Source organism: Pantoea sp. 1.19 (assembly GCF_001922585.1).
Taxonomy (GTDB): Bacteria; Pseudomonadota; Gammaproteobacteria; order Enterobacterales; family Enterobacteriaceae; genus 1-19.
In genome coordinates this window covers 30,423-56,155 of sequence record NZ_MRBS01000010.1, presented here as the reverse complement: position 1 = coordinate 56,155, position 25,733 = coordinate 30,423, and the positions used below count along the sequence as shown (strand labels likewise).

General features: G+C 57.1%; 24 protein-coding genes and 4 tRNA genes. 10 read left to right on the top strand and 18 right to left on the bottom strand.

What is annotated here, in order from left to right; translation table 11 throughout:
* Nucleotide 1: 1 nt before the first annotated feature.
* Genes rhtC through pldA form a run of 3 tightly spaced genes read right to left on the bottom strand, consistent with a single transcriptional unit; the run spans nucleotide 2 to nucleotide 3,414 of the window.
* Entirely contained in the window at nucleotides 2-625 is a 624-nt protein-coding gene (gene rhtC / locus BS626_RS16250) for a threonine export protein RhtC (protein WP_075183430.1), read from the bottom strand.
* A 33-nt stretch (nucleotides 626-658) separates the two neighbouring features.
* Entirely contained in the window at nucleotides 659-2,488 is a 1,830-nt protein-coding gene (gene recQ / locus BS626_RS16245; protein WP_075183461.1) for an ATP-dependent DNA helicase RecQ, read from the bottom strand.
* A 50-nt stretch (nucleotides 2,489-2,538) separates the two neighbouring features.
* Entirely contained in the window at nucleotides 2,539-3,414 is an 876-nt protein-coding gene (gene pldA / locus BS626_RS16240) for a phospholipase A (protein ID WP_075183429.1), read from the bottom strand.
* Nucleotides 3,415-3,582: 168 nt separating this feature from the next.
* Here pldA and BS626_RS16235 point away from each other — a divergent pair, with 168 nt between their 5' ends.
* Together BS626_RS16235 and rarD are read left to right on the top strand one after the other, a co-directional pair.
* Nucleotides 3,583-4,053, top strand: coding sequence for a thioesterase family protein (locus tag BS626_RS16235; protein ID WP_075183428.1), 471 nt, complete (start codon nucleotides 3,583-3,585; stop codon nucleotides 4,051-4,053).
* A gap of 7 nt (nucleotides 4,054-4,060) precedes the next feature.
* Nucleotides 4,061-4,960 (top strand): EamA family transporter RarD, encoded by a 900-nt coding sequence (gene rarD, locus BS626_RS16230; RefSeq protein WP_075183427.1) that lies wholly within the window; start codon nucleotides 4,061-4,063, stop codon nucleotides 4,958-4,960.
* On the opposite strand, the gene BS626_RS16225 is transcribed toward rarD, so the two are convergent.
* Nucleotides 4,940-5,986: an AbrB family transcriptional regulator gene (locus BS626_RS16225; protein ID WP_075183426.1), complete on the bottom strand. Its 1,047-nt coding sequence runs from the start codon at nucleotides 5,984-5,986 to the stop codon at nucleotides 4,940-4,942. The genes rarD and BS626_RS16225 overlap by 21 nt on opposite strands.
* 276 nt (nucleotides 5,987-6,262) lie before the next feature.
* Between BS626_RS16225 and BS626_RS16220 the strand changes: the two genes are divergently transcribed.
* A complete protein-coding gene (locus BS626_RS16220; RefSeq protein WP_075183425.1) occupies nucleotides 6,263-6,913 on the top strand; it encodes an acyl-homoserine-lactone synthase in 651 nt (216 codons plus the stop codon).
* Here BS626_RS16220 and BS626_RS16215 read toward each other — a convergent pair.
* Nucleotides 6,894-7,631 carry a LuxR family transcriptional regulator gene (locus BS626_RS16215; RefSeq protein ID WP_075183424.1) on the bottom strand — a complete coding sequence of 246 codons (738 nt, stop codon included), beginning with the start codon at nucleotides 7,629-7,631 and terminating at the stop codon, nucleotides 6,894-6,896. The genes BS626_RS16220 and BS626_RS16215 overlap by 20 nt on opposite strands.
* Nucleotides 7,632-8,486: 855 nt before the next feature.
* On the opposite strand from BS626_RS16215, the gene BS626_RS16210 reads away from it, so the two are divergent.
* Together BS626_RS16210 and BS626_RS19100 are read left to right on the top strand one after the other, a co-directional pair.
* Complete coding sequence (locus tag BS626_RS16210) at nucleotides 8,487-8,975, top strand: hypothetical protein (protein ID WP_075183423.1); 489 nt, start codon at nucleotides 8,487-8,489, stop codon at nucleotides 8,973-8,975.
* Nucleotides 8,972-9,388, top strand: coding sequence for a cupin domain-containing protein (locus BS626_RS19100; protein WP_371328509.1), 417 nt, complete (start codon nucleotides 8,972-8,974; stop codon nucleotides 9,386-9,388). Before BS626_RS16210 ends, BS626_RS19100 begins: the two co-directional genes overlap by 4 nt.
* On the opposite strand, the gene corA is transcribed toward BS626_RS19100, so the two are convergent.
* From corA to BS626_RS16175, 7 genes are all read right to left on the bottom strand, one after another.
* On the bottom strand, nucleotides 9,366-10,316 hold the full coding sequence (gene corA / locus BS626_RS16205; RefSeq protein ID WP_075183422.1) for a magnesium/cobalt transporter CorA: 951 nt from the start codon (nucleotides 10,314-10,316) through the stop codon (nucleotides 9,366-9,368). The two genes, BS626_RS19100 and corA, sit on opposite strands and share 23 nt — an antisense overlap.
* A gap of 334 nt (nucleotides 10,317-10,650) precedes the next feature.
* On the bottom strand, nucleotides 10,651-12,813 hold the full coding sequence (uvrD, locus tag BS626_RS16200) for a DNA helicase II (protein WP_075183460.1): 2,163 nt from the start codon (nucleotides 12,811-12,813) through the stop codon (nucleotides 10,651-10,653).
* A gap of 63 nt (nucleotides 12,814-12,876) precedes the next feature.
* Nucleotides 12,877-13,593 carry a 5-amino-6-(5-phospho-D-ribitylamino)uracil phosphatase YigB gene (gene yigB / locus BS626_RS16195; RefSeq protein WP_075183421.1) on the bottom strand — a complete coding sequence of 239 codons (717 nt, stop codon included), beginning with the start codon at nucleotides 13,591-13,593 and terminating at the stop codon, nucleotides 12,877-12,879.
* Nucleotides 13,593-14,498 (bottom strand): tyrosine recombinase XerC, encoded by a 906-nt coding sequence (gene xerC / locus BS626_RS16190; protein WP_075183420.1) that lies wholly within the window; start codon nucleotides 14,496-14,498, stop codon nucleotides 13,593-13,595. Before xerC ends, yigB begins: the two co-directional genes overlap by 1 nt.
* Nucleotides 14,495-15,190, bottom strand: coding sequence for a DUF484 domain-containing protein (locus BS626_RS16185; protein WP_075183419.1), 696 nt, complete (start codon nucleotides 15,188-15,190; stop codon nucleotides 14,495-14,497). Before BS626_RS16185 ends, xerC begins: the two co-directional genes overlap by 4 nt.
* Entirely contained in the window at nucleotides 15,187-16,011 is an 825-nt protein-coding gene (gene dapF, locus BS626_RS16180; protein WP_075183418.1) for a diaminopimelate epimerase, read from the bottom strand. The genes BS626_RS16185 and dapF overlap by 4 nt, the downstream gene beginning before the upstream one ends.
* Nucleotides 16,012-16,038: 27 nt before the next feature.
* A complete protein-coding gene (locus tag BS626_RS16175; RefSeq protein WP_075183417.1) occupies nucleotides 16,039-16,242 on the bottom strand; it encodes a lipoprotein in 204 nt (67 codons plus the stop codon).
* Nucleotides 16,243-16,413: 171 nt separating this feature from the next.
* Between BS626_RS16175 and cyaY the strand changes: the two genes are divergently transcribed.
* On the top strand, nucleotides 16,414-16,755 hold the full coding sequence (gene cyaY / locus BS626_RS16170) for an iron donor protein CyaY (protein WP_075183416.1): 342 nt from the start codon (nucleotides 16,414-16,416) through the stop codon (nucleotides 16,753-16,755).
* A gap of 50 nt (nucleotides 16,756-16,805) precedes the next feature.
* Here cyaY and BS626_RS16165 read toward each other — a convergent pair whose 3' ends face one another.
* On the bottom strand, nucleotides 16,806-19,364 hold the full coding sequence (locus tag BS626_RS16165) for a class I adenylate cyclase (RefSeq protein ID WP_075183415.1): 2,559 nt from the start codon (nucleotides 19,362-19,364) through the stop codon (nucleotides 16,806-16,808).
* 272 nt (nucleotides 19,365-19,636) lie between these two features.
* Here BS626_RS16165 and hemC point away from each other — a divergent pair, with 272 nt between their 5' ends.
* From hemC to hemY, 4 genes are read left to right on the top strand one after another with little or no spacing between them, the layout of a single operon-like run.
* Nucleotides 19,637-20,578 carry a hydroxymethylbilane synthase gene (gene hemC, locus BS626_RS16160; RefSeq protein WP_075183414.1) on the top strand — a complete coding sequence of 314 codons (942 nt, stop codon included), beginning with the start codon at nucleotides 19,637-19,639 and terminating at the stop codon, nucleotides 20,576-20,578.
* Nucleotides 20,575-21,321, top strand: coding sequence for a uroporphyrinogen-III synthase (gene hemD, locus BS626_RS16155; RefSeq protein WP_075183413.1), 747 nt, complete (start codon nucleotides 20,575-20,577; stop codon nucleotides 21,319-21,321). The genes hemC and hemD overlap by 4 nt, the downstream gene beginning before the upstream one ends.
* 15 nt (nucleotides 21,322-21,336) lie before the next feature.
* Nucleotides 21,337-22,497, top strand: a complete 1,161-nt coding sequence (gene hemX, locus BS626_RS16150) for a uroporphyrinogen-III C-methyltransferase (RefSeq protein WP_075183412.1) — start codon at nucleotides 21,337-21,339, stop codon at nucleotides 22,495-22,497.
* Between the two features lie 2 nt (nucleotides 22,498-22,499).
* Nucleotides 22,500-23,690, top strand: coding sequence for a protoheme IX biogenesis protein HemY (gene hemY / locus BS626_RS16145; protein WP_075183411.1), 1,191 nt, complete (start codon nucleotides 22,500-22,502; stop codon nucleotides 23,688-23,690).
* A gap of 710 nt (nucleotides 23,691-24,400) precedes the next feature.
* Here hemY and BS626_RS16140 read toward each other — a convergent pair.
* From BS626_RS16140 to wecG, 5 genes are all read right to left on the bottom strand, one after another.
* A tRNA-Pro gene (locus BS626_RS16140) sits at nucleotides 24,401-24,477 on the bottom strand.
* A 22-nt stretch (nucleotides 24,478-24,499) separates the two neighbouring features.
* Nucleotides 24,500-24,586: transfer RNA gene (locus tag BS626_RS16135), tRNA-Leu, on the bottom strand.
* A 13-nt stretch (nucleotides 24,587-24,599) separates the two neighbouring features.
* Nucleotides 24,600-24,675, bottom strand: a tRNA-His gene (locus BS626_RS16130).
* 66 nt (nucleotides 24,676-24,741) lie between these two features.
* Nucleotides 24,742-24,818: transfer RNA gene (locus tag BS626_RS16125), tRNA-Arg, on the bottom strand.
* 167 nt (nucleotides 24,819-24,985) lie between these two features.
* On the bottom strand, nucleotides 24,986-25,726 hold the full coding sequence (wecG, locus tag BS626_RS16120; RefSeq protein WP_075183410.1) for a lipopolysaccharide N-acetylmannosaminouronosyltransferase: 741 nt from the start codon (nucleotides 25,724-25,726) through the stop codon (nucleotides 24,986-24,988).
* Nucleotides 25,727-25,733: the final 7 nt, after the last annotated feature.

The window sequence follows — 25,733 nt, the reverse complement described above, 5'->3', positions numbered from 1 at the left end:
ATTATCGAGACAGTATCAGGTGGATACCGAAGCCGGCGAACAGAACGCCGGCAACGCCATCTACCCATTTCGCCATTCGCTGATATCCGCGGCGCATCGCCGGCAGCGCAAATACCACCGCCACAATGCTAAACCACATGAACGTTTCGCCAATGATCAGCATAAACAGACCCCAGCGCTCCCCTGTGCCCACGCTGTCGCCCACAAACAGAGAAAAGACGCTGCCGAAGTAAATGACCGCTTTGGGGTTCGAGACATTGGTCAAAAACCCTTTAAGAAAGCTTCGGCCGCCCTGCGGCAGCACTCTTGCTGCCTCGTCCTGCGGTGGATGCCGATGCAGATGGCGCGCCGAGCGCAGTAACTGCCCCCCCATCCACAGCAAATAGAGCCCGCCCCCCACCATAATAATTTGATGCAGCCAGGCCATTTTTTGCAGGATCAAGTGCAGCCCCATCAGCGCCACGCCCGCCCAGACTACGATGCCCAAGGTTATCCCTACCACCCCCAGCATGGCCTCTTTTCGGGAGCGACTGGCGGCGATCTGGGAAACAAAAAAGAAGTCCGGCCCTGGGCTCATCAGTGCCAGCAGGTGGACGAATGCCACGGTCAGGAAAAGCATCAACATTGTTCATTGCCCTCAGGATATTGAACCGAAGAATCAGTCCTCATCGCCATCGACGTGCTCGCGAATCATCACCATAAAAGGTTTGCCAAAGCGCTCGAGTTTGCGGCTGCCGACGCCATTCACGCTCAGCATTTCAGCCGCGCTGAGCGGCATCTGCTCCGCCATTTCAATCAGCGTGGCGTCATTGAACACCACGTACGGCGGAATGTTCTCTTCGTCAGCAATGGCTTTGCGCAGCTTACGCAGCTTGGCAAACAGCTTACGATCGTAGTTACCGCCGAAGGATTTGGCCGAGCTGCCTTTGGTTTTCAGCGCCACCAGACGTGGCACGGCCAACATCAGCGGCATCTCGCCGCGTAATACCGGGCGTGCCGCTTCGGTCAGCTGCAGCGCCGAATGCATAGCGATATTCTGCGTCACCAGTCCGAGGTGTATCAGCTGGCGAATGACGCTGACCCAGTACTCGTGGGTCTGTTCCCGCCCGAGGCCATATACGGCCAGCTTATCGTGCTGTAACTCACGGATACGCTGATTGTTCGCCCCGCGCAGAACCTCAACGATGTAGCCCATGCCAAATCGCTGCCCCACGCGATAAATCGTTGACAGCGCCTTCTGCGCCTCAGCCAGGCCATCGTAGCGACGCGGCGGATCCAGACAGATGTCACAGTTACCGCACGGCTGTTGCCGGCCTTCACCAAAGTAGTTGAGCAGTACCAGGCGCCGACAGGTTTGCGCTTCGGCAAAAGCCCCCATCGCGTTAAGTTTATGCCGCTCAATGTCCAGCAGTTGTCCGGGCGGCTTCTCCTCCAGGCAACGGCGTAACCAGGCCATATCGGCCGGATCGTAAAACAGCAGCGCCTCCGCCGGCAGGCCATCACGTCCGGCGCGCCCCGTCTCCTGGTAATAAGATTCTATGTTACGTGGAATGTCAAAGTGGACCACGAAGCGCACGTTAGGCTTATTGATGCCCATACCAAACGCCACCGTGGCAACAACGATTTGTAGGTCATCACGCTGAAACGCCTCCTGCACTCGCGCCCGCACCGGCGCATCCAGCCCCGCATGGTAAGCACCCACGCTGATACCGCGGCTCTGCAAACGCGCGGCGGTGTCCTCCACCTTGGCCCGACTGTTGCAATAAATAATGCCGCACTTACCGCGCTGATCCTGTACGTATCGCATCAGCTGATCGGTCGGTTTGAATTTTTCCACCAGCGTATAGCGAATATTTGGGCGGTCAAAACTGCTAATCTGAACCAGCGGATCGCGCAGATCGAGCAGGCGGGCGATATCATGGCGGGTGGTTTCATCCGCAGTCGCGGTGAGCGCCATGATTGGCAGCTGAGGCAGGCGCTGCCGTAACTGTCCCAGCGCACCGTATTCTGGCCGGAAGTCATGTCCCCACTGCGAGATGCAGTGCGCTTCATCCACCGCCAGCATCGCCAGTTGCCAGGCCGATATGCGCTCGATGAAGTTATCCATCATCAGCCGCTCGGGCGCGATATAGAGCAATTTAATTTCGCCGCGGCGACAGCCGTCCATCACCGCCATCTGCGCTTCGCGAGTTTGCGTTGAGTTAAGACAGGCCGCGGCCACACCGTTAGCCAGCAGCTGATCGACCTGATCTTTCATCAGGGAGATGAGCGGTGAAACCACCAGCGTCAATCCTTCACGAACCAGCGCCGGTACCTGATAACAGAGCGACTTGCCGCCGCCGGTTGGCATGACGACCAGGCAATCCCTGCCCGCCAGCGCGGTCTCAATGATCGCCTGCTGCCCGGGACGAAATTGCTGATAGCCGAAGGTATCGCGCAGCACCTGGTGCGCGAGGGTATCCTGATTGAGTACTGACGCCGTTGACACTACATTGAATTCCATGTTTGCCTGCCCGGTATCGGGCAGGCGATGTGCGATCAAAAGAGATCGTTGAGGGTCACGCCGACACCGAAACGGGTCTGGTTATGGTTGTAATCGATCAGCGACTCACCGTAGCCGCTGAAGACTTGCGTATAGAAGCGAACGTGTTCGCTAATGGGATAGCTCCAGGCCAGTTCCGCGCCGCCGTAGCCGGTGTTCCAGTTATAGTTGCCCTGAACGCTGAAAATACTGTCGCCGACCATGTAGCCCAGCTTCAGTCGATAGTACCCCATATATTTTGTGATATCGGGATTATCGTCATTACTCTCGCTTTCCGGAATACGGTACCACGGCTTGACCTCCGCAAGGAAATTGCCGTTTTGCGCCATCAGACGTGCGTACACGCGGTTCCAGCTGCGCGAGGTGGGATCCGCACGGCCGTTTGACTGGTGATTCAGGCCCACCTCGACATCACGCAGCGTCCAGCCGGCCAGCTGATAATCCGTCGCCCAGCCCAGAAAAACCTGCGGTTCATAATCCGTTTCACGAAACGGTGAGGAAGCACCGCGGTTCGACAGCTGCCACCAGGATCGTTGAGTATACGAGGCGCCCAGCACCGAGTTATCACCCAAAATGCCGCGCCACAGTGGGAAGGCAAGGCTTAGCTGAAATTTCACCTCATCTTTTTTCGCATCATTAGACCAGTCATAAGACTCAATGGCGTCTTTATTCAGGTTGGTGGTATAGGTGTAAAGCAGGTAGTTATTTTCATAGGGATAGAGCACAAACGGGTTATCGTGCTTTTCCAACATATTGGCAATAATGCTGCCGCGCACTGCCGGGGCATCATGCACTGCTTTAATGGTCGCTTCCTGGGCCTGCGCCACTGCAGGCAGCAACGCTGCCAAAAGCCATCGATACTGCCTGAGCATACTGTTCTCCGTGTAACATTTTGAGTAACAAAACGTCGCCATTCTACACATAAAATCAGAGCAGATTGAGTACTGATTTCTGAAAGTAGCGAGCGCAGTGAGAGAAGCGTACAATGGCGTCTTAATTAACATATTGTTTACAATGACCCGCAACAGGATCGCCGTGCTATGTCAGCAATCCCCCTCTCGTCTCAGGCTGTCCGTCAGCTAGTTGGCGATATATTTGTATATCACATGCCCTTTAATCAGGCGCTTGGCCTTGAACTGTCACGCCTGGAAGAGGGTTACGCCGAACTGCGCTTTCGCAACCAAACAATGCTGGTGGGCAATGCCGCGCAGCAGATCCTGCACGGCGGGGTGATTGCATCGGTCCTGGACGTCGCCGCCGGCCTGGTCTGCGTGACCAGCAGCCTGACGCGGCATGCAGAAATGGATGAAGAGCAGCTGCGCCAGCGACTGGCCCGCATGGGAACTATCGACCTGCGCGTCGACTATTTACGCCCCGGTCGTGGCGATCATTTTACTGCCAGTAGCAGCCTGATCCGCGCCGGAAATAAAGTGTCAGTCGCCCGGGTGGAACTGCACAACGATGCCGGTGTACACATTGCCACCGCGATAGCCACCTATTTAATTGGATAGCGATAAGATGGAAAGTCAACAGACCCGTCAGGGCGTTTTGTGCGCGCTGGGCGCTTACTTTATCTGGGGAATTGCACCAGCTTACTTCAAATTGCTTCAGTCGGTGCCGCCTGATGAGATCATGACTCACCGGGTCATCTGGTCATTCTTTTTTATGCTACTGCTGATTAGCCTGAGCCGGCACTGGCCGGCGGTGCAGCAGATCCTAAAGCAGCCGCGTAAAGTGCTGCTTCTCGCCTGCTCAGGAATCGTGATCGCCAGTAACTGGCTGCTGTTTATCTGGGCGGTAAACAACCAGCATATTCTCGAAGCCAGCCTTGGTTACTTCATTAACCCGTTGCTTAATGTGCTGGTTGGCATGCTATTTTTAGGCGAACGTTTTCGCCCACTGCAGTGGCTGGCAGTCGCTTTGGCGGCCTGCGGCGTACTGGTGCAGCTCTGGCAATTTGGGTCGGTTCCGCTCATTGCACTGGGACTGGCGCTGAGCTTTTCTCTGTATGGACTGCTGCGAAAAAAAATCGCCGTTGATGCGCAAAGCGGCATGCTGATCGAAACCAGTTGGCTGCTGCCGATGGCGGCCATCTATCTGTTTTGCATTGCCGATACGCCCACCAGTCACCTGTCTCACAATCCGCTTTCGCTCAACATCCTGCTGATTGCTGCCGGTGTGGTCACTACTATCCCACTGATGCTGTTTACCGCCGCCGCCACCCGCCTGCGCCTCTCAACGGTCGGCTTTTTTCAGTACCTGGGACCGACGCTGATGTTTCTGCTGGCGGTTCTGTTTTACGGTGAGACCGTCACCGACGATAAGCTGATCACCTTTGGATTCATCTGGGTCGCTTTGGCGCTGTTTGTCAGCGATGCGCTGATGACGATCCAACGATTACGCCCGCGCATAGCGTGACAAAAAACGCGCCAGCCCGGGGCCAGTGATAATAATAGTAAACAGACGCAGCGTTTGCAGTGCCATGACAAATGCCACATCGACGCGGCTTCCTGCCGCGATAATGGCCACCGTATCCAGCCCCCCCGGGCTGGTCGCCAGCCAGGCGGTCATCAGATCCACCTCCAGCACCCGGGTCAGTCCCCACGCCATCGCACTGCACAACACCATCAGCCCGGTGATTGCCAGGATCATCTGCGGCAGCGTGCGCAGCGCCAGCAACAGCACCGGACGGGTAAAGCGCAACCCCACCGTCCAGCCAATCAGCGCGTATGCCACGGCTAACAGCCATTCGGGCACCTGCAGCGGCAGCGTCGTACCGCTGTGCAGCGTCGCGCCAATCAGCGCCGGCAGCAATAGCGCGCCGGAGGGAATACCCAGGCGCTGCCCAAGCCAGGCCCCCAGTACCATCACGCTCACGGTCACCGCAAAGCCGCCGGTGAGCGGCGGAAACCAGACGGCCCCGCTGGCGCTCTGTGCCGCATCTCCTAATCCAATACGCGCGACCACCGCGGCGGCGGCGGCCACCATCAATACCCGCAGATACTGCATAAAGGCGACCAGTCGAACGTCGGCGCCGAAATCTCCCGCCATTGCCACCATCGCCGATGCCCCTCCCGGTGACGACCCCCACGCGGCGGTCGATCCGGGCAGTGCGCTATAACGCATCAGTAACCAGCCGGACAGCGCGCTGGCGGCCAGCGTCATTACCAACACGCCCAGCACCACAGGCCAGTCAGTGAGCAGCGGCGTCAGTACCGCCGGCGACAGACTTTGCGCAATCATGCACCCCAGTACCACCTGGGCAAGGATAAAAAGGCGCTTATCAATGTGCAGCGTGGCGCCGCTCAGCCCCATCGCCACCCCGATAATCATCGGTCCGAGTAGCAGGGCTGCAGGCAGATGTATCCGGTTAAAAAGCCAGCCGGCAAGTGCCGAAAGCATTAGTAAAACTGACCATTGAAGCGACGTGGGTAGGCGTGCCATAGGGATACAATATATTAATAAATAAGAAGATATAGCGTATGCCTTTCAACCGGCCTTCGCCAGTCCAGCTCGGCTGATCTGCCACCTGGATCGGTTTCTTGTCGCGCAAGATCGGGATCCTTTAGCGCGAAAAGTCAGCCATCCGGACCTGTACAAACTTAGGTGAATGCGTAAAATAGAAAGTTAAAACCTTTGTTTAATAACAAGTTAAAAAAATCATCGCGAGGATGGCTCCGGCCTACGCTACCAGCACTCAGGGTGCCTAAGGGAGAAAGGATGTTAGAGATCATTGATGTAAACTATGCGTCGTTACCCGAGATAACGTCTGAAGAATTGTACACGCTCAGAAAAGAGACCTTTAAGGATCGTCTCGACTGGGCGGTCACCTGTACTAACGGTATGGAGTTCGATGAGTACGATAACGTTAATACGCACTATCTGCTTGGGATTTGCGACCATCAGCTGGTTTGTAGCGTGCGCTTTATCGAAACCCATCTGCCCAACATGATCACCCACACATTTCACACTTTCTTTGCCGACGCAACGCTGCCAGCGGGTAATTATGTTGAGTCCAGCCGCTTTTTTGTGGATAAAGCGCGGGCGAAAACCTTGCTTGGTGCGCAATTTCCCGTGAGCACGGTGCTGTTCCTTGCGATGGTGAATTACGCTCGTCAGCAGGGCTATGATGGGATCTACACCATCTGCAGCAAGCCAATGTGGACTATCCTGAAGCGCTCCGGATGGGAAATTCAGGTCGTTCAGGTGGGTACATCAGAAAAGGATAAGCCGGTCTATCTGCTGTTTCTGCCAGTTGACGAGCGCAATCAGTGCATCCTGGCGGAGCGCGTGCAGGCCTGGAGTCGCGACGAGCATAGCACCCTGAATCACTGGCCGATGGCGCTAAAAATCATGACAGAACAGGCTTAATCAGCTGGAGCTCAATGCCGAGGCGGATGGCGTGTTTGGCATTGAGCACGCCCAGCTTCTTGACCACATTTTTAATATGGAATTTCACCGTACTGGTAGTGATCCCCATAATAAGAGAGATTTCCTGATAGGTCTTACCCATACTCGCCCAGTACAGTATTTCGTTCTCTCGCGCGGAAAAGATCTCCTTTTCACCGGGATGGCGGATGTTCTGGTTTTCCATCATCTCTTTGTACAGTGAGTGCATCTTGTCATGCGCGGTGATCAGCAGCATCTGCAGCTTGTCACGGTTGCGCTCAATCGTCTCTTCCAGATCATCGATGGTTTTATCATCCATCATTAACGACAACATGGCCAGATTGTTGGCCTGATCGTGCAGTACAAAAGTGAAGCCGTTCACGATGTTATACTTACGGGACAGGGTAAAGATCTTTGACATTTTCAGGTTGGAGCTGATGACGATGTTCTCGTCCCACGAGAAAGGCGCGATCTTGTTGAAAGCGGTGAGCACAACCGGATCGATGTGCTGATAGTTATTGGCCTTATAAATTTCAACCCACTCATCCGGATAATTAGAGATGATCATCATCTCAGCGGGGTTTTTCTTATTGAGGATCATGTAAGCGTACTTCGGATCGCCGTATCTTTTTAGTTTACGATCGAAATAGTTACTTATCGTACTGGTTATGATTTCATTATCGGAGAACAATAAAGGCATCATCCATCCTCAATAACTTGAGCGTTTAACTTCCAACTATGCACCTGAAAGTATAGCACCAAACTATACTTTAGTCTAACTACCATCATTAAACAAAACCCGTATACTCGCTTCTATAAAAACAAGCAGTACCGATTCAAATAAAAAAAAACCTGACCACGTTGGGTCAGGTTGCCACATTGGCCAACACCAGGGAAAATTTTCCAGCTATTATGCTGGGGAGAGACGCCTTCAGTCAAGCACACACCGACCTTTACGGCGGTGTTTGGCTGCGGCGTGCCCGCTTTTTGACTGCGACGGGCGTCTCACTCCGCCCGATGCCTGCCCGCCGCTTTACAATTGCTCAAACTACGCTCAACCCCATCGATCCCGAACGCTGGTCCGTCCCTGCATAACAGCGGATTAATAGTCAGCGAGGAATATGACATTTTTATGACAGCGTTCTACGGAGAGGGTGTACCAATATATTATCACACCAAATCTTGCTCAAATGATGATGGAACCGGTTCACGCACTATATTTCATCCCCGCCGACTATAGTAAACAAGGTTATTAATCTTTATCGCGTTACTCACTTTTATCAAACCGTCTCAATGTTATAAAACCGTCCCATTTTGAGACTGCAGTATACATATCGATAAATAGTTACGGATCAAAAAAAATACAGAAAGAATTAACGATAAATGCTTTTTATCGGAAACCCGTTTTTACGGTTCGGGTGCATTGCGGTTTTAACCGCCAGATCGGTTTTTTTTTAATCAACCTTTCGAACCAGTTCGCAAATATGCATGCCATTTCCTCCATAAATAGCTAGATGCTGTATAAATAAACAGTTATTTTATCAGGAGGAAAAGTATGACCTTATCGACCTATCATGGCGCCGATGCCGGTGGACTGGAATGCGGAGAGATAATCGCGGTGTCTCCCCAACTCACTCTGACGTCGTCGGCGGATGCTATCGATTATGCTCGCGTCTGCGTATCACTGGTCTGTCAGCTGACAGCTTCCCCCCCAACCACCGGCTGGCGTCACGCGCGCTATTATCCCCTGTCAACCACACTTGCTGACATGCAACAGGCACTGGATCGCCCACTGGCCTCTGGGCACCAACGGCATGCCATGCGGCATCCCTCACCCGGGGTTCACGACACACTGGCGCTGGATTCACGTACCTTGTTGGAGTACTGTCAGGCGATTACCCAATTACTGATGAGTGGTATGCTCACGACGCAGGGCGAGGCGGTCTTTGACGGGCTGCTTTTTGACCTGATTTGGCGGCAGGCCTTGGAACTGGGCGCGCACGACAGTGTGCACCAGCCTGTAACGGATAGGGAGCAGCGATGACTTCTAACACTCACGCGGAGCACTCCTCATGGGGAAATGAGGGTGACGGATGGCATCTGGTAAAGCGTCAGGATATGAGCATTATCCACGAAAACAAGTCTGCCGGCAGAGAGGAGACGCGGCACTTACATCATCTTTCGCGGCAGTTTTTCTTTGTACTGAGCGGCGAGCTGAAGATGGACGTCGCCGACAAAACGCACCGCCTGACGGCCCATCGGCGCATTGAGATTGCCCCCCAGCACCGTACACCAGGCGCGAAACCTGTCAGCAGACGCCATAGCGTTTTTAGCTTACTCACAGCCGGGACGCGCGGAGATCGCCAACTCATCCCTGCCTGCGTTCTTTTTGGCGGACGGGGCTCCTGTCCGCCGACGGCGGCCAGGAGCCCCGTTACAACCAGTTTTTCCGCTTGAAGTAAGCGTAGGGGGCCAATCCGGCCAGGATCATCAGCCCGATGGCCCCGGGGTAGCCAAAGCTCCAGTGCAGCTCCGGCATAAACTCAAAATTCATACCGTAGCTGGAGGCTACCAGCGTCGGCGGCAGAAACACCACGGACACAACCGAGAAGATCTTAATGATGCGGTTCTGTTCGATGCTGATAAAACCCATGGCTGCCTGCATCAAAAAGTTGACCTTCTGAAACAGCGATTCATTGTGCGGCAGCAGGGATTCAATATCGCGTAGCACTTCACGCGCCTGTTCCAGCTGGTTGGCCGGCAGGCGCGCCTTGCGCACCAGAAAATTCAGTGCGCGCTGCGTATCCATCAGACAGAGACGAACCTTCCAGCCAATATCCTCCAATTCAGCTAACCGCGAAAGCGCCTCATCAAATTCCGAGCCTTGCTGGCCTTCCATGATAACCCGGCTGAGTTTTTCGAGGGCGCTGTAGATGTTCTCGATCTCATCGGCCAGCTGTTCAATTTTGGTTTCAAACAGATCCAGCAGCAGCTCCCAGGCGTTACCGTCAATCATCATTTGACTGCGGGCGCGCATGCGGTACAAACGAAATGCCGGTAACTCACGTTCGCGCAGGGTAAACAGACGCCCCTCGCGCACGGTGAATGCCACGGTGGAGTTGCCGGCGTGATCGTCAGCATCTTCGTAGAAGAAAAACGAGTGGATGTGCAGGCCATCTTCGTCTTCAAAGAATCGCGCCGAGGCCTCAATGTCCTCCAGTTCGGGGCGGGTAGCCAGGTTTTGCCCCAGTTCCGCCTGCACGCGCTGACGTTCTTCCTCTTCGGGCTCAACAAGATCAACCCAGACGGATTCCACGAGGGTATCTGAATCATCGAGTTCCATGCGTGACAGGCGGCTGTGATCCAGTTTGAATGCGCTCAGCATAACGGTGCTCCCAAATTCGCGTTGCTTTCGGGACATGGCGTCTGAACACCACCCTGACGGGCGTCAGTGGCAGAATGACTCAATGCGACGGGTGAGAGGTGGGTCGCTGACAAGCACTAAGGCTGCCAGCAGAGGAGGGCCTTAGTGGTTGTCCCTGGATAACAGGGTCTTGAGCCAGTCTCGACTGGGTGTGTCCAAGGCGAATGTCCTCTTAGGGTAATCGTGGGCGCATGTTACGCAAAGACGCAAAAAGCGTCAAGTTACCGTAAACAGAACTCACCGCAGCAACGGCGGGCTGCCTGACGCCCCGATCCCCCCTGCACTGGGCGCCGGATTACAGTGCTTCAAGTCTGGCGTAAGCGGCGACCAGCCACTTGATACCCTGTCCCTGAAATGCCACCTGTAGCCGGCTATGCTCACCGCTGCCCTCAAGATTAACGATAGTTCCTTCACCGAATTTCGCATGGCGCACGCGTTGCCCGAGACGGAAGCCGCTATCATTTTCCGCCACCGGTGTTCCCATGCGCTGATGACTGACCGGACGACTCACGCTGGCGCGCAGGCGCACCTCTTCCACGCACTCCTCCGGAAGCTCTCCGATAAAGCGGGAAGGACGGTGATACACTTCCTTGCCGTACAGGCGACGAGTTTCGGCAAATGTCAGGGTGAGCTTTTTCATTGCGCGCGTCAGACCAACGTAGGCAAGCCGGCGCTCCTCTTCCAGTCGCCCCCCTTCTTCCAGCGACATCTGGCTGGGGAACATCCCCTCTTCCATTCCGACAATAAACACCTGCGGGAATTCCAGTCCTTTTGCGGCGTGCAAGGTCATCAGCTGCACCGCATCCTGCCACTTATCGGCCTGTCCCTCTCCGGCTTCCAGCGCCGCATGTGAGAGAAAGGCCTGCAGCGGCATCAGATCTTCATCCTCATCCTGATAGCTGAATTGTCGGGTGGCCGTTACCAGTTCTTCCAGGTTCTCAATCCGCGCCTGGCCCTTCTCACCTTTCTCTTGCTCATACATCAGCCAGAGACCGGAATCCTTGATCACCCGATCGGTTTGGACATGCAGCGGCAGCTCTGCCGTTTCGTGCGCCAGCGAATCCACCAGCTCCACAAAGCGCTGCAGCGCCGAGGCGGTGCGGCCCGCCAGCGCTTTTTCCTGGAGCAGTTTGCGGGTGGATTGCCAGAGCGTAAGCTGTCCCTCACGGGCGGTTTGCCGCACCACATCCAGCGTGCGATCGCCAATGCCGCGGGTCGGGGTATTCACCACCCGCTCAAAGGCCGCATCATCATTGCGATTGGAAATCAGACGCAGATAAGCCAGCGCATCTTTGATTTCCTGCCGTTCAAAAAAGCGCATGCCGCCGTAAATACGGTAGGGCATGCTGGCCTGAATCAGCGCCTCTTCCAGCACGCGCGACTGAGCATTACTGCGATAGAGGATCGCGCATTCGGCCAGCGCTCCGCCGTTGTCCTGCCAGACTTTAATACGGTTAACGACATAGCGCGCCTCATCGAGTTCGTTAAAGGCGCAGTACAGAGAGATCGGATCCCCCTCCCCCCCTTCGGTCCACAGCTCTTTTCCCAGTCGGCCGTTATTGTTGGCGATCAGGGTGTTCGCCGCGCGCAGGATATTGCTGGTAGAACGGTAGTTTTGCTCCAGGCGAATGGTGTGGGCGCCCTGAAAATCGGTCAGAAAGCGCTGAATATTTTCAACCTGCGCACCACGCCAGCCGTAGATGGACTGATCGTCATCGCCGACAATCATCACCTTGCCACTGTCCCCCGCCAGCAGCCGAATCCATGCATATTGAATGCTATTGGTATCCTGAAACTCGTCCACCAAAATATTACTGAAGCGTTCACGATAGTGCTGCAGAATCGCTGGCTTGTTCAGCCAGAGTTCGTGCGCACGCAGCAGCAGCTCGGCAAAATCCACCAGCCCCGCGCGATCGCAGGCTTCCTGATACGCCTGGTAGATACGCAGCCAGGTTTGCTCAATCGGGTTACCATAGCTTTCAATGTGCTTAGGCCGCAGTCCATCGTCCTTTTTGCCATTGATGTACCACATGGCCTGGCGCGCCGGCCACTGCTTCTCATCCAGATTCATCGCCTTGATCAGCCGCTTGAGCAATCGCAGCTGATCTTCGCTATCGAGAATTTGAAAATCCTGCGGCAGACCCGCATCGAGGTGGTGCGCACGTAACAGGCGATGCGCGAGACCGTGGAAAGTGCCAATCCACATTCCTCCCTGACTGGTGCCAATCAGCTGCTCAATGCGGTGCCGCATCTCCGCGGCCGCTTTGTTGGTAAAAGTCACCGCCATGATCGAGTAAGGGGAGCTGTTTTCCACCGCCATCAGCCAGGCAATCCGATGCACCAGTACCCGGGTCTTACCGCTGCCCGCTCCGGCCAGCACCAGCAGATTGCGGCGAGGGGCGGCCACCGCCTCACGTTGATTATCGTTGAGTCCGTCGAGCAGGTCTGAAACGTCCATAAGCACCATTGGTCTGACTGGGAGGAAGCGCACAGGCGCTTCACTGGATATTTATCCAGACGATTATATCAGCGCGGTCAGCGATGCCAACCGGGTTATTTCGAGATGAGGCACCAATCGGCCATCAGGCTCGCGCATCAGGTTGCCTGCACGCAGATTGATCCAGCACGCCTGCGCGCCGCTGCGCAGCGCACCGGCCACATCGGTGGTCAAATCATCGCCAACGTGCAGGATCCCGGCGGGATCGATACCCAAGCGCCGCGCTGCCCGATAAAACATATCGCCAGCGGGTTTAGCTCGCCCATCCGGGCCGGCGCGCAGCACGAACTGAAAAGTATCGCCGAGGCCAAAGCGGTGCGGTTCCGCATTACCGTTGGTGATCGCCACCAGCGGCCAGCGCTGGGCCAGCGCGGCCAGCGTCGTAAAAGTCTCCGGCGGGACAGTAATCTGGCTGCGCCAGTGGGCAAACACCGTCATCACTTCGCGGGCGCCGACCTGCGCAGCGCGGTCACCCAAGCCCGCTTGCTGCATGATCCGCTCCACGGTACGACGCCGCCACTCGGTCACATCGTGGACAATCTCCGGCTCGGCGTCCGCCAGCGCCTCGCGCTGCTGCTGATACGCCGCCGGAGTGACCGAACGTAAATCGGGATGATAACCCTGTAAGAACGCATGAGAAGCCAACGTCGTCTGGCGGATGACCTCGCGATTGTCGTACAGCGTATCATCCAGATCGAAGGTGAGCGCCTGGATGGTCTGCAACGGTCGGTAAAACTTCATCAGCGTTTGCCTCGCTTCGCCCGGGGGTGAGCGGCATCGTACACCGATGCCAGATGTTGAAAATCAAGATGCGTATAGATCTGGGTGGTCGACAGATTGGCATGTCCCAACAGCTCCTGCACCGCGCGCAAGTCCCCGCTTGATTCCAGCATGTGGGTAGCAAAAGAGTGACGCAGCTTGTGCGGGTGAATATGACTGCTCATCCCCTGCTTAACGCCCCACTCCGCAAAACGCTTCTGTACATTACGTACGGAAATGCGCCGTCCCTGGCTGGACAGGAACACCGCCTCATCGCCCGGGGCGTAAAAGTCGCGCAGAGCCAGCCACTTATTCAGCCAGCTAAGCGCAGTACTGCCGATCGGCAGCCGCCGCTCTTTGCTCCCTTTCCCCACCACCCACACTTCACCGCTCTCCAGGTTCAGGTGGGTGGTGTCGATTCCTACCAGCTCCGACAGACGCAGCCCGGCGCCGTACATCACTTCCAGCATCGCACGATCGCGTATTGCCAGCGGATCGCCGTCGTCGATCTCCAGCAGTTGACTGACATCATCCACGTCCAGATTTTTTGGCAGGTGCCGCGCCGCTCGCGGGGTGGCGACGCCTCTGGCCGGATTGGCGGTCAGTTTGCCCTGACTCACCTGCCAGTCAAGAAAACTACGCAGCGTCGAGAGCCGCAAAGCGAGGCTGGCCGGCTTCAGGCCGGCCCGCCGGCTGCGGGCCGCCAGGCTTCGCACTGCGCGATCGTCAAGCTGCGTCCACGCGGTGATTCCCATGGCCTCGGCCTGGGCGCACAACGCTGACAGCTGCTGGGCGTAATTCTTTTGCGTCAGCGGGCTGAGCTGGCGTTCTACCCGCAGATAACGCAGGAAGGCGTCGACGTCGGCCAGCAGTATGGCGTCACTCATGCACGTTCGATCCAACGTGCCAGCAGGGGGGGCAGCAGTCGGGAAAGGTGGTCGAGCAGATCGGTGCCCATTCCCAGCTGATAATGCTGGGCATCGCGGCTGCTGAAAATCAGCAGGCCGTCATCTCCCATCATCGACATCGCCACCGAGCCGACATGTTTTGCCTGCGGCAGCAGTAGCAAGAGCTCCGGACCATTCAGTCCACCCAGAAAGTGTGGCTGTGCGCCCAAACGCTGAATGCGCAGCGGCTCGAAGGCGTGGCGCGACAGCGCCAGCTGCGTGAAGTCGGATGGAGCGCCCAGCCGCCAGCGATCGTTAAACAGCCGAACGTTAGCGCCGGCCAGGCCCAGCTCACGTGCCCAGCGGTGCAGCCGATTCAGCATATCATGCAGGCTGTCGGCCGTGGCCAGCCGCCCCTGCAGCGTCAGCAACTGCTCAAACAGACGCTGGTTAGCCGCAGAGTGCGCCATCAGCAGGGTAATTTCCTCTTCCAGCTGGCTAATCTGATGCCGCTGGCGGGCCAGTTGCCACTCCACCAGCGAGACGCTGCCGCGTACCGGATGCGGAATACGCATTTGCTCCACCTGGCGCGCATGGCGAATAAAGAAATCCGGATGTTGCTGCAGCCAAAGGCTGACGGCGTCGTCGTCCAGCAGCCGTTCGCTGGCGCTCGGTTCACCGATCTGTTTCATAGATGAAGCGTCCCGTCGTAAACGTGGGTGGCTGGACCGGTCATGTACAGCGGATATCCCGGTCCCCGCCAGGCGATGTGCAGCGTACCGCCCGGCAAATCTACGCGTACTTTTTCTGCCAGCAGCCCCTGCTGGATGCCGCTGGCCACCGCGGCACAGGCACCGCTGCCGCAGGCCTGGGTCTCCCCGGCACCGCGCTCGTACACGCGCAGCCGAATGTGCTCCGCGCTAACCACCTCCATAAAGCCGACGTTCACCCGCTCTGGAAAACGTTCGTGGCTCTCCAGCACCGGGCCGAGGGTCTCTACCAGCGCGGTTTTGACGCTTTCAACCTGAATGACGCAGTGTGGATTGCCCATCGACACCACGCCAAACATCAGCGTCTGCTCCTGTACGCGCAGTAAATAGAGGTTTTCCGCCTTATTGGCGCGGAACGGCACCTGAGCGGGCTCAAAGTTCGGCTCGCCCATGTTGACACACACCCGCTCATCCGGAGTCACGCTCAGCACCATGCGGCCATTTTGCGTACTGACCCGAATGTCGCTTTTGTTGGTCAGTCCCTTTAGCCGCACAAAGCGGGCAAAACAGCGCGCACCATTGCCGCACTGCGCCACTTCGCTGCCGTCGGCATTGTAAATCCGGTAATGAAAATCGAGATCGGGATCGTAAGGCGGCTCCACGATCAGCAACTGATCGAAGCCGACGCCGAGGTGACGATCGGAGAGCCGACGGATAAGCTCCGGCGAAAAATAGACGTTTTGCGTCACGGCATCAACGACCATAAAGTCATTGCCAAGGCCGTGCATTTTCGAGAACTGCATTTTCTGCTCCGCCGAGTGCGTCATGGTTTAGGGTGCGGTTTGCATCCCAGGCTGCGCGGTTTTCGGCGTCTTGCTGGCGTCGTCCGGCTGCGCGGTACTGGCGTCAGCGCGCGGCTGAACCTGCGGTTTTGGCGTCTCTTCCGGCGGGAAGTAGAGTGGGCCCTTTAGTCCACATCCGGCCAGGCTCAACGCGGCCAGCATCAGTGCCAGAAGGCCAGTTTTTTTGCTCATGTTTTGCGTGCTCATCCTGTTTAGCTGATGACCTATCATCGCAGGTGACTTCTGAAAATCAACTGGAATTGCAGCAATGTCGGCGTCGGGACAAAGATTCGCCTCCCCAGCCACTTCGATCCGCGGCGGTTTCTTCGTATACTGCCTGCAAAACCCATTAAGGAAGCAATGATGACCGACAGCGAATTTCACCAACTGGCCGATGAGATCATGGAAACCGTTGAGGCGCGACTGGAGCGTCACAACACCGCCAATGAGGAGGCGCGCTTCGACGTGGATTACGAAGTTAACGGCGGTACCATGAATCTGGAGTTTGATAATGGCAGCGCCATCGTTATCAGCCGCCAGGAGCCGCTGCATGAAGTGTGGCTGGCCACTAAAAAAGGCGGATATCACTTTGAGAAGCGCGGTGACCGCTGGATTTGTAACCGCAGCGGATTTGACTTCTGGCAACTGCTGGAAGAGGCCTGCAGTCAGCAGGCGGGAATCAAGGTCGAATTAACCGACGCCTGAACCGCAGCGCGTATCACGGGCCTCAGGCGATGCGAGAGGTCCGTCAGGCGTTACACATTGTGGTAGCGCTGAGCCAGATCCGACATTGCCGGCTGAGCATCAGACACCGCACACAGCTGCACCAACGCCTGACTGCGGAAGGGGATCACTTTCACCTGCCCCTCTTCAGCGTCAACAAGCTGATAAAACTGCGGCAGGTTAAAGTTGACGAAGCTGGTCCCAAAGGTAAAGCGGTCGTGGGAGGAAGAGTAAAAACGACTGACGTCACGCACCAGTTCCTCTTTGCTGCCCTCGCAGTGGTGGTAAACCTCTACGCGGTTACTCTCGTCAAGAATATAGATATTAAATCCGCGGTCATCCAACGTATCCTCAAAAAAGAACTGAATGATCCCCTCGCTGGCGTAGCCGTTAACCACCGACGGCAGGCGGGTCTGGTTCGCCTCCACCTTGATCGACAGCCCGTGCAGTTTATTATTGGAAATGGCGCCATAAAACTCGACCGCATTTTCCAGCTTTTGCACTGACACGCTGAGGCGCTCAAAGAATAATCCCCAAGTCTGGCCGGCAACCCGTACCGCTTTAAAACGTCCCGGCTCCTGTCGCGTGCTGGAGAGTCGCAGATCGATACACTCGCCCACTAATTGCTGTACGCGGGTGCGGATCAAACCGCGCAGATGCTGGCTGTAGCAGAACACTTCCACCGCATCCGGCGGCGCCGCGTCCTGATGCATTTTGCCCAGAATGGTTTTCAGTGCTTCGATCATCGCCTGTTCGCCATTGAAATGCAGGGTACGAACTTCATTCCATGAGTTGCGGTACAGAAGATCAACGCTGCCAACCAGGCACTGCTGCTGCTGACCAAAGCTGAACACGTCCAGTTTGCGGAAATCGAAGTGCACCACCTGATTGCGGAAGGCTACCGTCGGGTCGTACTCCAGATTGACAATGATAGCCAGATGACGGATTTCGCACGGGCTGTAAAGGGCCTTTGGCGTCGGCGCCGGCAGACGCACCGGGAAATGGTGCGAAACGTCGCTCACCAGCTCCTCCAGACGCGGCAGATCCACTACGCTGCTGCCCTTAATATGTAAGTGCGTGTTGGCCGTGAGCAGGCCGTTAAACCAAGCCCAGGCCACCAGCTTATTCAGGTAGCGATTATACTCAAGGGGCTGATGGCTGATGATCGAAGCCATATCCGGCGCCTGATTATATAAATACCAGCCGGCGCGGTTGGCCCGCCCGCCCGGTACGTGAATAAAGGTCAGGTGCGGTTCAGACAGATCGGGGGTGATCTGCGGATTAACCAGCGTCACTTTACCCGGCAGCGCTTCAAAGGCCGCATACAACTTGCGGGTCAGCACTCCGATATCCTGCGGACTGGCACTGACGCTCAAATTGTTGCGACGGGCGAAGCGAATCAGGTTGCGATAGCTTTGCATCATCGCGTCCAGCAGCTCGTTATGCGCCTCGCGCACCCGCTCAATTTTCCACTCGGGGCGGCTGTCAAGAATGGCCAGTTTTTCCGCACTCCAGCCCCACTCCTGCACCAGCTGATGCAGAATTTCCGCACGCCAGCCGCGCGGCTCTCCAGGCAGCGACAGTTTCTCGCGCACCTTCATGTAAAAGCAGCGGCGGACCAGATCGAGACGGGCCTCATCGCCGGAGTTGGTAAGATAGGCCGTCACCCGCTCCAGCATCATACAGTATGGATCCAGTCCGTAAGAGACGATCTCCCCATCGTGGAGACACTGCTTGATCTCCATCGCCAGCAACTGCGCATTGGGGTACTCCCAGGAATATGCCTCCAGCAGCAGGGTTTTCAACACCGCCTTGTAAGGGGAGTCGATGCTTTTATACAGCTGCCATAAGCTGGCGCCAAAGTACTCTTCCGCCGACAGCGTGCCCAGACCGCCGAGATCCAGCCATTCGTTAGGCGTCAGCACCCCCTGGGCATACAGTGACATCACGTAATCGTCGTAATTCTCTTCTTCTTCGCCCGGCACCATGCTCCACAGCAGGCGTTTGCCCGCCATGCGCACGGCGGTACGATAGAATTCATCTAACAGCAGCATATGCTGCGTGGAGCCACAGTCCTCTCCCCCAAGGCTGCCGCTTTCATTGTGACGGAAACGGTTCTCATCAATCAGAAAAAAGCTTACTTCAACCCCCTGCGACGCGCACCAGCGGGTCAGCAGATGGCATTTTTTTTGCAGAGCCAGCCGCTCATCGTTATCCAGCCATGAGTGGTGGCACACCCAGATATCGAGATCGGAGGTAGAATTTTGTCCAACGGAGGAGGTGCTCCCCATAGAGTACACGCCGGTAATCGGGGGTTCGCCAAAGGTGGCCGCGGAAGAGTAAGCGAACGGTTTCTCCGGCAGGCTGGCCAGATACTCGCGCTGGATATCATCAGACGTGAAGAAGCTGATGCCGTGAGGAACGTTACCGTCAAGGTAGCCTGGCATCAGCGGATGGTGATGATGTAAAAAGAGAGGCAGCAGGTGATAGACCTGCTGTGCTGTGGGCCCCATAACCGCCAGCGCGCGATCCACGCGCAGCTGATTAATGGCATCCAGTCTCTGTTTTAAAGTCTCAATATAGAGGTACAAGACGTTTCGCCTGATTGTCCCGGTATTTTCTCACTACCCGATACCCGCGCGCGCGGCGCTCAAGCCTGACGTGGCGCAAATAGGGGCTGAAAACGTGATCAATCTAACACCTGCCAGGTTGACCGTAAAGAAAGATGCGCTGTGTGATTCTAGCACAAAAATACGCCAGTCTTGCCCCATCGTTCGCCCGGTGAGCGCTGATGGCGGGGCGGCTGTATGCAATTCCGTATCAATGATAGGATAATCATTAAACGATAAAAACGGTTATCAGTATGTTAAATCAAATTTTAAGAATTGCTACACGGCAAAGCCCGCTGGCGCTGTGGCAAGCACACTATGTTCAACAGCGCTTGCAAGCCACGCATCCCGGGCTGACCGTCGAGCTGGTGCCGCTGGTCACCAAAGGCGATGTCATCCTCGATACGCCGTTAGCCAAGGTCGGTGGCAAGGGCCTGTTCGTCAAAGAGCTGGAAACCGCACTGCTGGAGAATCGCGCAGATATTGCGGTGCACTCAATGAAAGATGTCCCCGTCGCCTTTCCGGCAGGCCTTGGGCTGGTTACCATTTGCGAACGTGAAGATCCGCGCGACGCCTTTGTCAGCCATCACTACGACTCCGTTGATGCGCTGCCTGCCGGAGCCGTAGTCGGCACGTCGAGCCTGCGTCGCCAGTGTCAAATCAGCGAGCGGCGACCTGACCTGGTTATCCGCACGCTGCGCGGCAACGTTGGCACGCGTCTCGCGAAGCTGGATGCCGGCGAGTATGACGCCATCATACTCGCCGCCGCGGGACTGATTCGCCTGGGGTTGACCGATCGCATCCGCCACGCGCTGCCGCCGGAAGTCTCTTTGCCCGCCGTCGGTCAGGGCGCGGTAGGCATTGAATGCCGGCTGGACGACAAGGCCACTATCGCGCTGCTGGCGGCGTTAAATGATGCCGATACCGCCGTTCGGGTCAGCGCTGAGCGGGCGATGAACACCCGTCTGGAGGGCGGCTGTCAGGTGCCGATTGGCAGCTATGCTGAATTGGATGGCGATCAACTGTGGCTACGCGGTCTGGTCGGCAGCCCCGACGGCAGCGTGATGGTGCGCGGTGAACGCCGGGGACCGCGCGATCAGGCGGTGCAAATGGGCATCTCACTCGCCGATGAGCTACTGGCCGGTGGCGCCCGCGAAATCCTAAACGCGGTCTATCAGGGAGCCCCTCCCGTATGACGATTCTGGTCACCCGTCCGGCCCCTGCCGGCGATGCGCTGGTCAGCCGACTGCATGCGCTGGGCAGGCGCGGCTGGTCACTGCCGCTGATCGAATTTGCTCCTGGTCGCGAGCTGGCGATGCTGCCTGCGCACGTGCGGGAACTGCGCAGGGGTGACCTGATTTTTGTTCTCTCGCAGCAGGTCATTGGCTGGGCCAACCATACGCTGCAGCAGCAGGGCGGGCACTGGCCGACCGACGTCGACTATTATGCTATTGGACGCACCACCGCGATGGCCCTGCACAGCGCCTGTGGCCAACGGGTGACCTGGCCGCACGAGCGGGAAACCAGCGACGTGCTGATTCAGCTTCCGGCCCTGCAGCAGCTGAGCGGTAAACGGGCGCTGATCCTGCGCGGTAACGGCGGCCGCGAGCTGCTGGGCGAAACGCTGCGCGTTCGCGGCGCGGACGTCCATTTTTGCGAATGTTATCAGCGCTGTGATAAAACCTATAACGGTTATGAAGAGGCGCGGCGCTGGCGGGAACGCCAGGTAGATACGCTGGTTGTAACCAGCGGCGAGATGCTGCATCAGCTTTTTGCGCTCATTCCGCCCGGCGATCGGACAGAATGGCTGCTACGCTGTCGACTGGTTGTCGTCAGTGAACGTCTGGCTACGCGTGCCCGGGAACTGGGCTGGCAAACTATCGTCGTAGCCGACAGTGCCGATAACGATGCGCTACTGCGCGCGTTACTACAAACTTAATGACGGGAATGCCCAATGACGGAACAAAAAGAGACCTCCGCCAAGGTTGATGAGACCCCAGCCGAGGTGAATACCACCGCGGCATCGACGCCGAATGAGCGCGCCACGGCGACGCCATCGCCTGACCGACGCGGTATGGCACTGAGCGCAGTGGCGATTGTCATCGCGCTGGCGGTGGGAGCCGGCTTGTGGCTGCATGCCCAGCAGCAGTCTGCACGGCAGGAGGCGGCACGCGACGCCCTTGCCCAGCAGGTGAACACGCTGCAACAGCAGGCCAGTAGCGAAAAACAGCAGCTCACCGAACGGCTGGTCGCGCAGCAAAAAGCGCTGGAGAGCGCCGAGTCACAACAGCAGGCGCTGGTGCGTCAGCTCGATGAGTTAAATCAGAAAGTGACCACCCTCTCCGGCAACGATACCCGCACCTGGCTGCTGGCGCAGGCCGATTACCTGGTCAAACTGGCGGGGCGTAAGCTGTGGAGCGATCAGGATGTGACCACCGCTGCCGCGCTGTTAAAAAGCGCCGACAGCAGCCTCGCCGAGATGAACGACCCCAGTCTGATTGACGTACGCCGCGCGCTCACCCAGGACATCAGCGATCTCTCTGCGGTCAGTCAGGTGGACTACGACGGCATCATTCTGAAGCTGAACCAGTTGGCCAACGGCGTCGATAATCTGCGACTGGCGGACAATAACAGTGATGATACGCCAATGGATGAAGACGGCGGTGAACTGAGCACCTCGCTACGCGAATGGCGGCAAAATCTGGTAAAAAGCTGGCACGCTTTTATGGATGATTTTATTACTGTCCGTCGCCGCGACAGCACCGCCGAACCGCTGTTGGCCCCCAATCAGGATGTCTATTTGCGTGAGAACATTCGCTCGCGCCTGCTGATCGCGGCGCAGGCGGTCCCGCGTCATCAGAATGAAATTTACTCGCAGTCAGTGGATACCGTTTCTGCCTGGGTACGCGCCTGGTTCGACACCAATGATCCAGCGACCAAAGCTTTTCTGGCTCAACTGGATGCGCTAAGCGAGCAGAACATCTCGATGGACGTTCCCGACTCACTGAGCAGTCAGCCGCTGCTGGACAAACTGATGCAAACCCGGGTGCGTAACCTGCTGGCACAGCCGTCCGCCGCGGCCACACCGCAGACTCAGCAGCAGCAGGGAGAGTAGACATGTTAAAAGTCTTTCTGCTTTTTCTCCTGCTGATCGCCGGGGTGGTCATCGGTCCGATGATCGCCGGCCACCAGGGCTACGTGCTGATTCAGACCGATAACTGGAACATTGAAACCAGCGTGACCGGTCTGGCAATCATGCTGGTATTAACGCTTATCGTGATTCTGGCCGTCGAGTGGCTGATACGCCGTGTGCTGCGCACCGGTGCCCACACCCGCGGCTGGTTCCTCGGTCGCAAACGCAACCGCGCGCGTAAGCACACTCAGGCCGCACTGCTCAAGCTGGCCGAGGGAGATTACTCCCAGGTTGAAAAGCTGCTGTCGCGCCACGCCGACCACGCAGAGCAACCGGTGGTCAACTATCTGCTGGCGGCCGAAGCGGCCCAGCAGCGCAACGATGAGCTACGCGCCAATCAGCACCTTGAGCGGGCGGCCGAGCTGGCCGGTAGCGATCAGCTTCCGGTAGAGATCACCCGCGTGCGGCTGCAGCTGGCCCGTAATGAAGATCACGCCGCGCGTCACGGTGTCGATCGCCTGCTGGAAGTGGCCCCTCGCCACCCTGAAGTTCTGCGCCTTGCTGAACAGGCCTATCTGCGTACCGGCGCCTGGAGTTCGCTGCTCGATATTCTGCCGGCGATGGAAAAAATCCAGATCAACGATGCCGATCAGCGTGCAGCGCTGCAGCAGCAGGCCTGGCTGGGCCTGATGAATCAGGCCATGGCCGACCAGGGTAGCGAAGGGCTGAAACTGTGGTGGCAAAACCAGAGCCGTAAAACCCGTCAGGAGACTACCCTGCAGGTTGCCATGGCCGAGCACCTGATTGAGTGCGACGATCATGACACTGCCCAGCAGATCGTACTGGACGGACTCAAGCGCCAGTATGATGAGCGGTTGATTTTACTGATGCCGCGCCTGAAGGCGGGCAATCCGGAACAGCTGGAAAAAGCCCTGCGTCAGCAGATGAAGCAGCACGGTGCCACACCGCTCCTGCACAGCACGCTGGGGCAGTTACTGATGAAGCGCGGTGAGTGGGCTCAGGCCAGTGAAGCCTTCCGCGACGCGCTGAAACAGCGTCCTGACGCATTTGATTATGCCTGGCTGGCCGATGCGCTGGACCGTCAGCATCAGCCGGAGGATGCGGCGCAGATGCGTCGTGAAGGCCTGCTGTTAACGTTGAAAAATACGCCATAGCGTTCCGCGGCTCTGCGGCCCTCCCCTGGCCAGGGGGAGGGCTTTTTTTTGTCTGCGCGACCAGCGAGGCAAAAAAAAACCTGCCGCAAGCGGCAGGCAGAAGATCGGATCGGTTAGACAACCGGGTGATGCCCGACTCAACGGTTTGTCCGGTTTCCATTATGCCAGCGGCAATAGCGGAGATGTGGACAGCAGGCATCGTAAATGGGCTCTGCGTCATTCCCGGGTTTATGAGGCCGGAGCGAACATAAGAGTGGAATGAGCATCTACACGTTAATTATTGCAGATCCCATGCCAGTTTGTCACTTCCTCTGCGTTAATAGTTTATTTGTATGATAATTAACGGATTTATTTATCTGCTTCTGCCATTTCCCTGCACGATACGTCGGGCGGCAATCGCCCACGCCATCAGGGTGTCGTCAATCCACCACGCCCTGCGAGGTATTTCAGCAACCTGATATATTTCAGTAGGATAGTTGTCGCCGGACGGCGACAATGCCCGCACTCTCTCTGCGGTGACCACCGTGCAGACAAGGGGAAATACGACATCGACACAAGGCGATGGCCACGCGTCACCGGCCGATATCCGTCGAAAAGGTCAGGTCAAAGGGGAGAATGGTTCGCCCGGCTCAACACGCCTTCAATGGCGTTTGTCCTCTGGGGAGAAAGCGAATGCAAAAAACCCCGCTTAAAAAGCGGGGTTTCGAAAGTGGTCGGCGAGAGAGGATTCGAACCTCCGACCCACTGGTCCCAAACCAGTTGCGCTACCAAGCTGCGCTACTCGCCGAGGTACTGCTTGTCGATTTTGTTGGTGCGAGGGGGGGGACTTGAACCCCCACGTCCGTAAGAACACTAACACCTGAAGCTAGCGCGTCTACCAATTCCGCCACCTTCGCATGCCACAAAATCTGGGGTGGCTAATGGGACTCGAACCCACGACAACTGGAATCACAATCCAGGGCTCTACCAACTGAGCTATAGCCACCATAGTACTGCTTTACTTTTTCTAACGCGGTAAAACTACCACCGCAGCTCTTGCGCCTGAAAAACTTGGCGCGCCCGACAGGATTCGAACCTGAGACCTCTGCCTCCGGAGGGCAGCGCTCTATCCAGCTGAGCTACGGGCGCTTAGCGCCGTTGCGGATGCGAATAGTACGGACTTGAGGGGGGGCTGTCCAGTTCTTTTTTTGAAAAAAGATCGCACCTGCTTATAGTTTATGCATCTTGTGCGTTTTACCGACGTTTTCAACCGGTAAACGCCGGTTCTCGCTGATTTTTTCGTGCCCTGCAGCCAATTACAGATCGCCACGCCAGTAATATTTCACCCAGGTCAGCAGGCGCAGCTGGCGGCGCAGACGGCTGGGCTGAGACAGCAAACGATAGAGCCACTCCAGCCCCAGCTGCTGCCACAGCTTCGGCGCGCGGCGAACGTGGCCGGTAAACACGTCATAGGTGCCGCCCACGCCCATATAGAGCGCCTCCGGGTAGTTTACCTTACAATCGCGCATCAGCAGCTCCTGACGCGGGCTGCCCATCGCAACGGTAACTATTTTCGCGCCGCTGGCGGCGATGCGCGCAAACAGCGCTTCACGCTGATCCGCGTCGAAATAGCCGTCCTGCGTGCCGACCAGGTTAACCTGCCACTGCCGGCGCAGCTTAGCCGCGGTTTGCTGCAGCACGTCCGGTCGGCCTCCCAGCAAAAAGACCGGCGTACCCTCGGCGCCCGCTTTCGCCATCAGCGCTTCCCACAGGTCCGCTCCCGGCAGCCGGGTAACCTGCGCCCCCGGATACTTTTTACGGATCGCCCGCACGATGCTGATGCCGTCAGGATACTTGTACTCCGCCTCCGCAATCAGCGAACGCAGCGCCGGAGATTGCTCCGCAGTGAGCACTTTTTCCGCATTGATCGCGACCAGCGTTCCGGTTTTCCACTGACCGTCAGCGCAGAGAAAGTCGATAAACCGCGGCATACTGGCAAAACCGTACAGCGCAATACCGCGAATGACGTATTGGGGCGATGACTCAACTTGTCGCATCCCGGTC

Coding starts and splice junctions, on each gene's coding strand:
- BS626_RS16235 (WP_075183428.1), top strand. CDS start 3,583: ATGTCAGCAATCCCCCTCTCGTCTCAGGCTGTCCGTCAGCTAGTTGGC.
- rarD (WP_075183427.1), top strand. CDS start 4,061: ATGGAAAGTCAACAGACCCGTCAGGGCGTTTTGTGCGCGCTGGGCGCT.
- BS626_RS16220 (WP_075183425.1), top strand. CDS start 6,263: ATGTTAGAGATCATTGATGTAAACTATGCGTCGTTACCCGAGATAACG.
- hemY (WP_075183411.1), top strand. CDS start 22,500: ATGTTAAAAGTCTTTCTGCTTTTTCTCCTGCTGATCGCCGGGGTGGTC.
- BS626_RS16185 (WP_075183419.1), bottom strand. CDS start 15,190: ATGAAACAGATCGGTGAACCGAGCGCCAGCGAACGGCTGCTGGACGAC.
- xerC (WP_075183420.1), bottom strand. CDS start 14,498: ATGAGTGACGCCATACTGCTGGCCGACGTCGACGCCTTCCTGCGTTAT.
- wecG (WP_075183410.1), bottom strand. CDS start 25,726: ATGCGACAAGTTGAGTCATCGCCCCAATACGTCATTCGCGGTATTGCG.
- pldA (WP_075183429.1), bottom strand. CDS start 3,414: ATGCTCAGGCAGTATCGATGGCTTTTGGCAGCGTTGCTGCCTGCAGTG.
- uvrD (WP_075183460.1), bottom strand. CDS start 12,813: ATGGACGTTTCAGACCTGCTCGACGGACTCAACGATAATCAACGTGAG.
- BS626_RS16210 (WP_075183423.1), top strand. CDS start 8,487: ATGACCTTATCGACCTATCATGGCGCCGATGCCGGTGGACTGGAATGC.
- rhtC (WP_075183430.1), bottom strand. CDS start 625: ATGTTGATGCTTTTCCTGACCGTGGCATTCGTCCACCTGCTGGCACTG.
- BS626_RS16175 (WP_075183417.1), bottom strand. CDS start 16,242: ATGAGCAAAAAAACTGGCCTTCTGGCACTGATGCTGGCCGCGTTGAGC.
- hemD (WP_075183413.1), top strand. CDS start 20,575: ATGACGATTCTGGTCACCCGTCCGGCCCCTGCCGGCGATGCGCTGGTC.
- BS626_RS19100 (WP_371328509.1), top strand. CDS start 8,972: ATGACTTCTAACACTCACGCGGAGCACTCCTCATGGGGAAATGAGGGT.
- cyaY (WP_075183416.1), top strand. CDS start 16,414: ATGACCGACAGCGAATTTCACCAACTGGCCGATGAGATCATGGAAACC.
- hemX (WP_075183412.1), top strand. CDS start 21,337: ATGACGGAACAAAAAGAGACCTCCGCCAAGGTTGATGAGACCCCAGCC.
- hemC (WP_075183414.1), top strand. CDS start 19,637: ATGTTAAATCAAATTTTAAGAATTGCTACACGGCAAAGCCCGCTGGCG.
- BS626_RS16225 (WP_075183426.1), bottom strand. CDS start 5,986: ATGGCACGCCTACCCACGTCGCTTCAATGGTCAGTTTTACTAATGCTT.
- corA (WP_075183422.1), bottom strand. CDS start 10,316: ATGCTGAGCGCATTCAAACTGGATCACAGCCGCCTGTCACGCATGGAA.
- BS626_RS16215 (WP_075183424.1), bottom strand. CDS start 7,631: ATGCCTTTATTGTTCTCCGATAATGAAATCATAACCAGTACGATAAGT.
- dapF (WP_075183418.1), bottom strand. CDS start 16,011: ATGCAGTTCTCGAAAATGCACGGCCTTGGCAATGACTTTATGGTCGTT.
- yigB (WP_075183421.1), bottom strand. CDS start 13,593: ATGAAGTTTTACCGACCGTTGCAGACCATCCAGGCGCTCACCTTCGAT.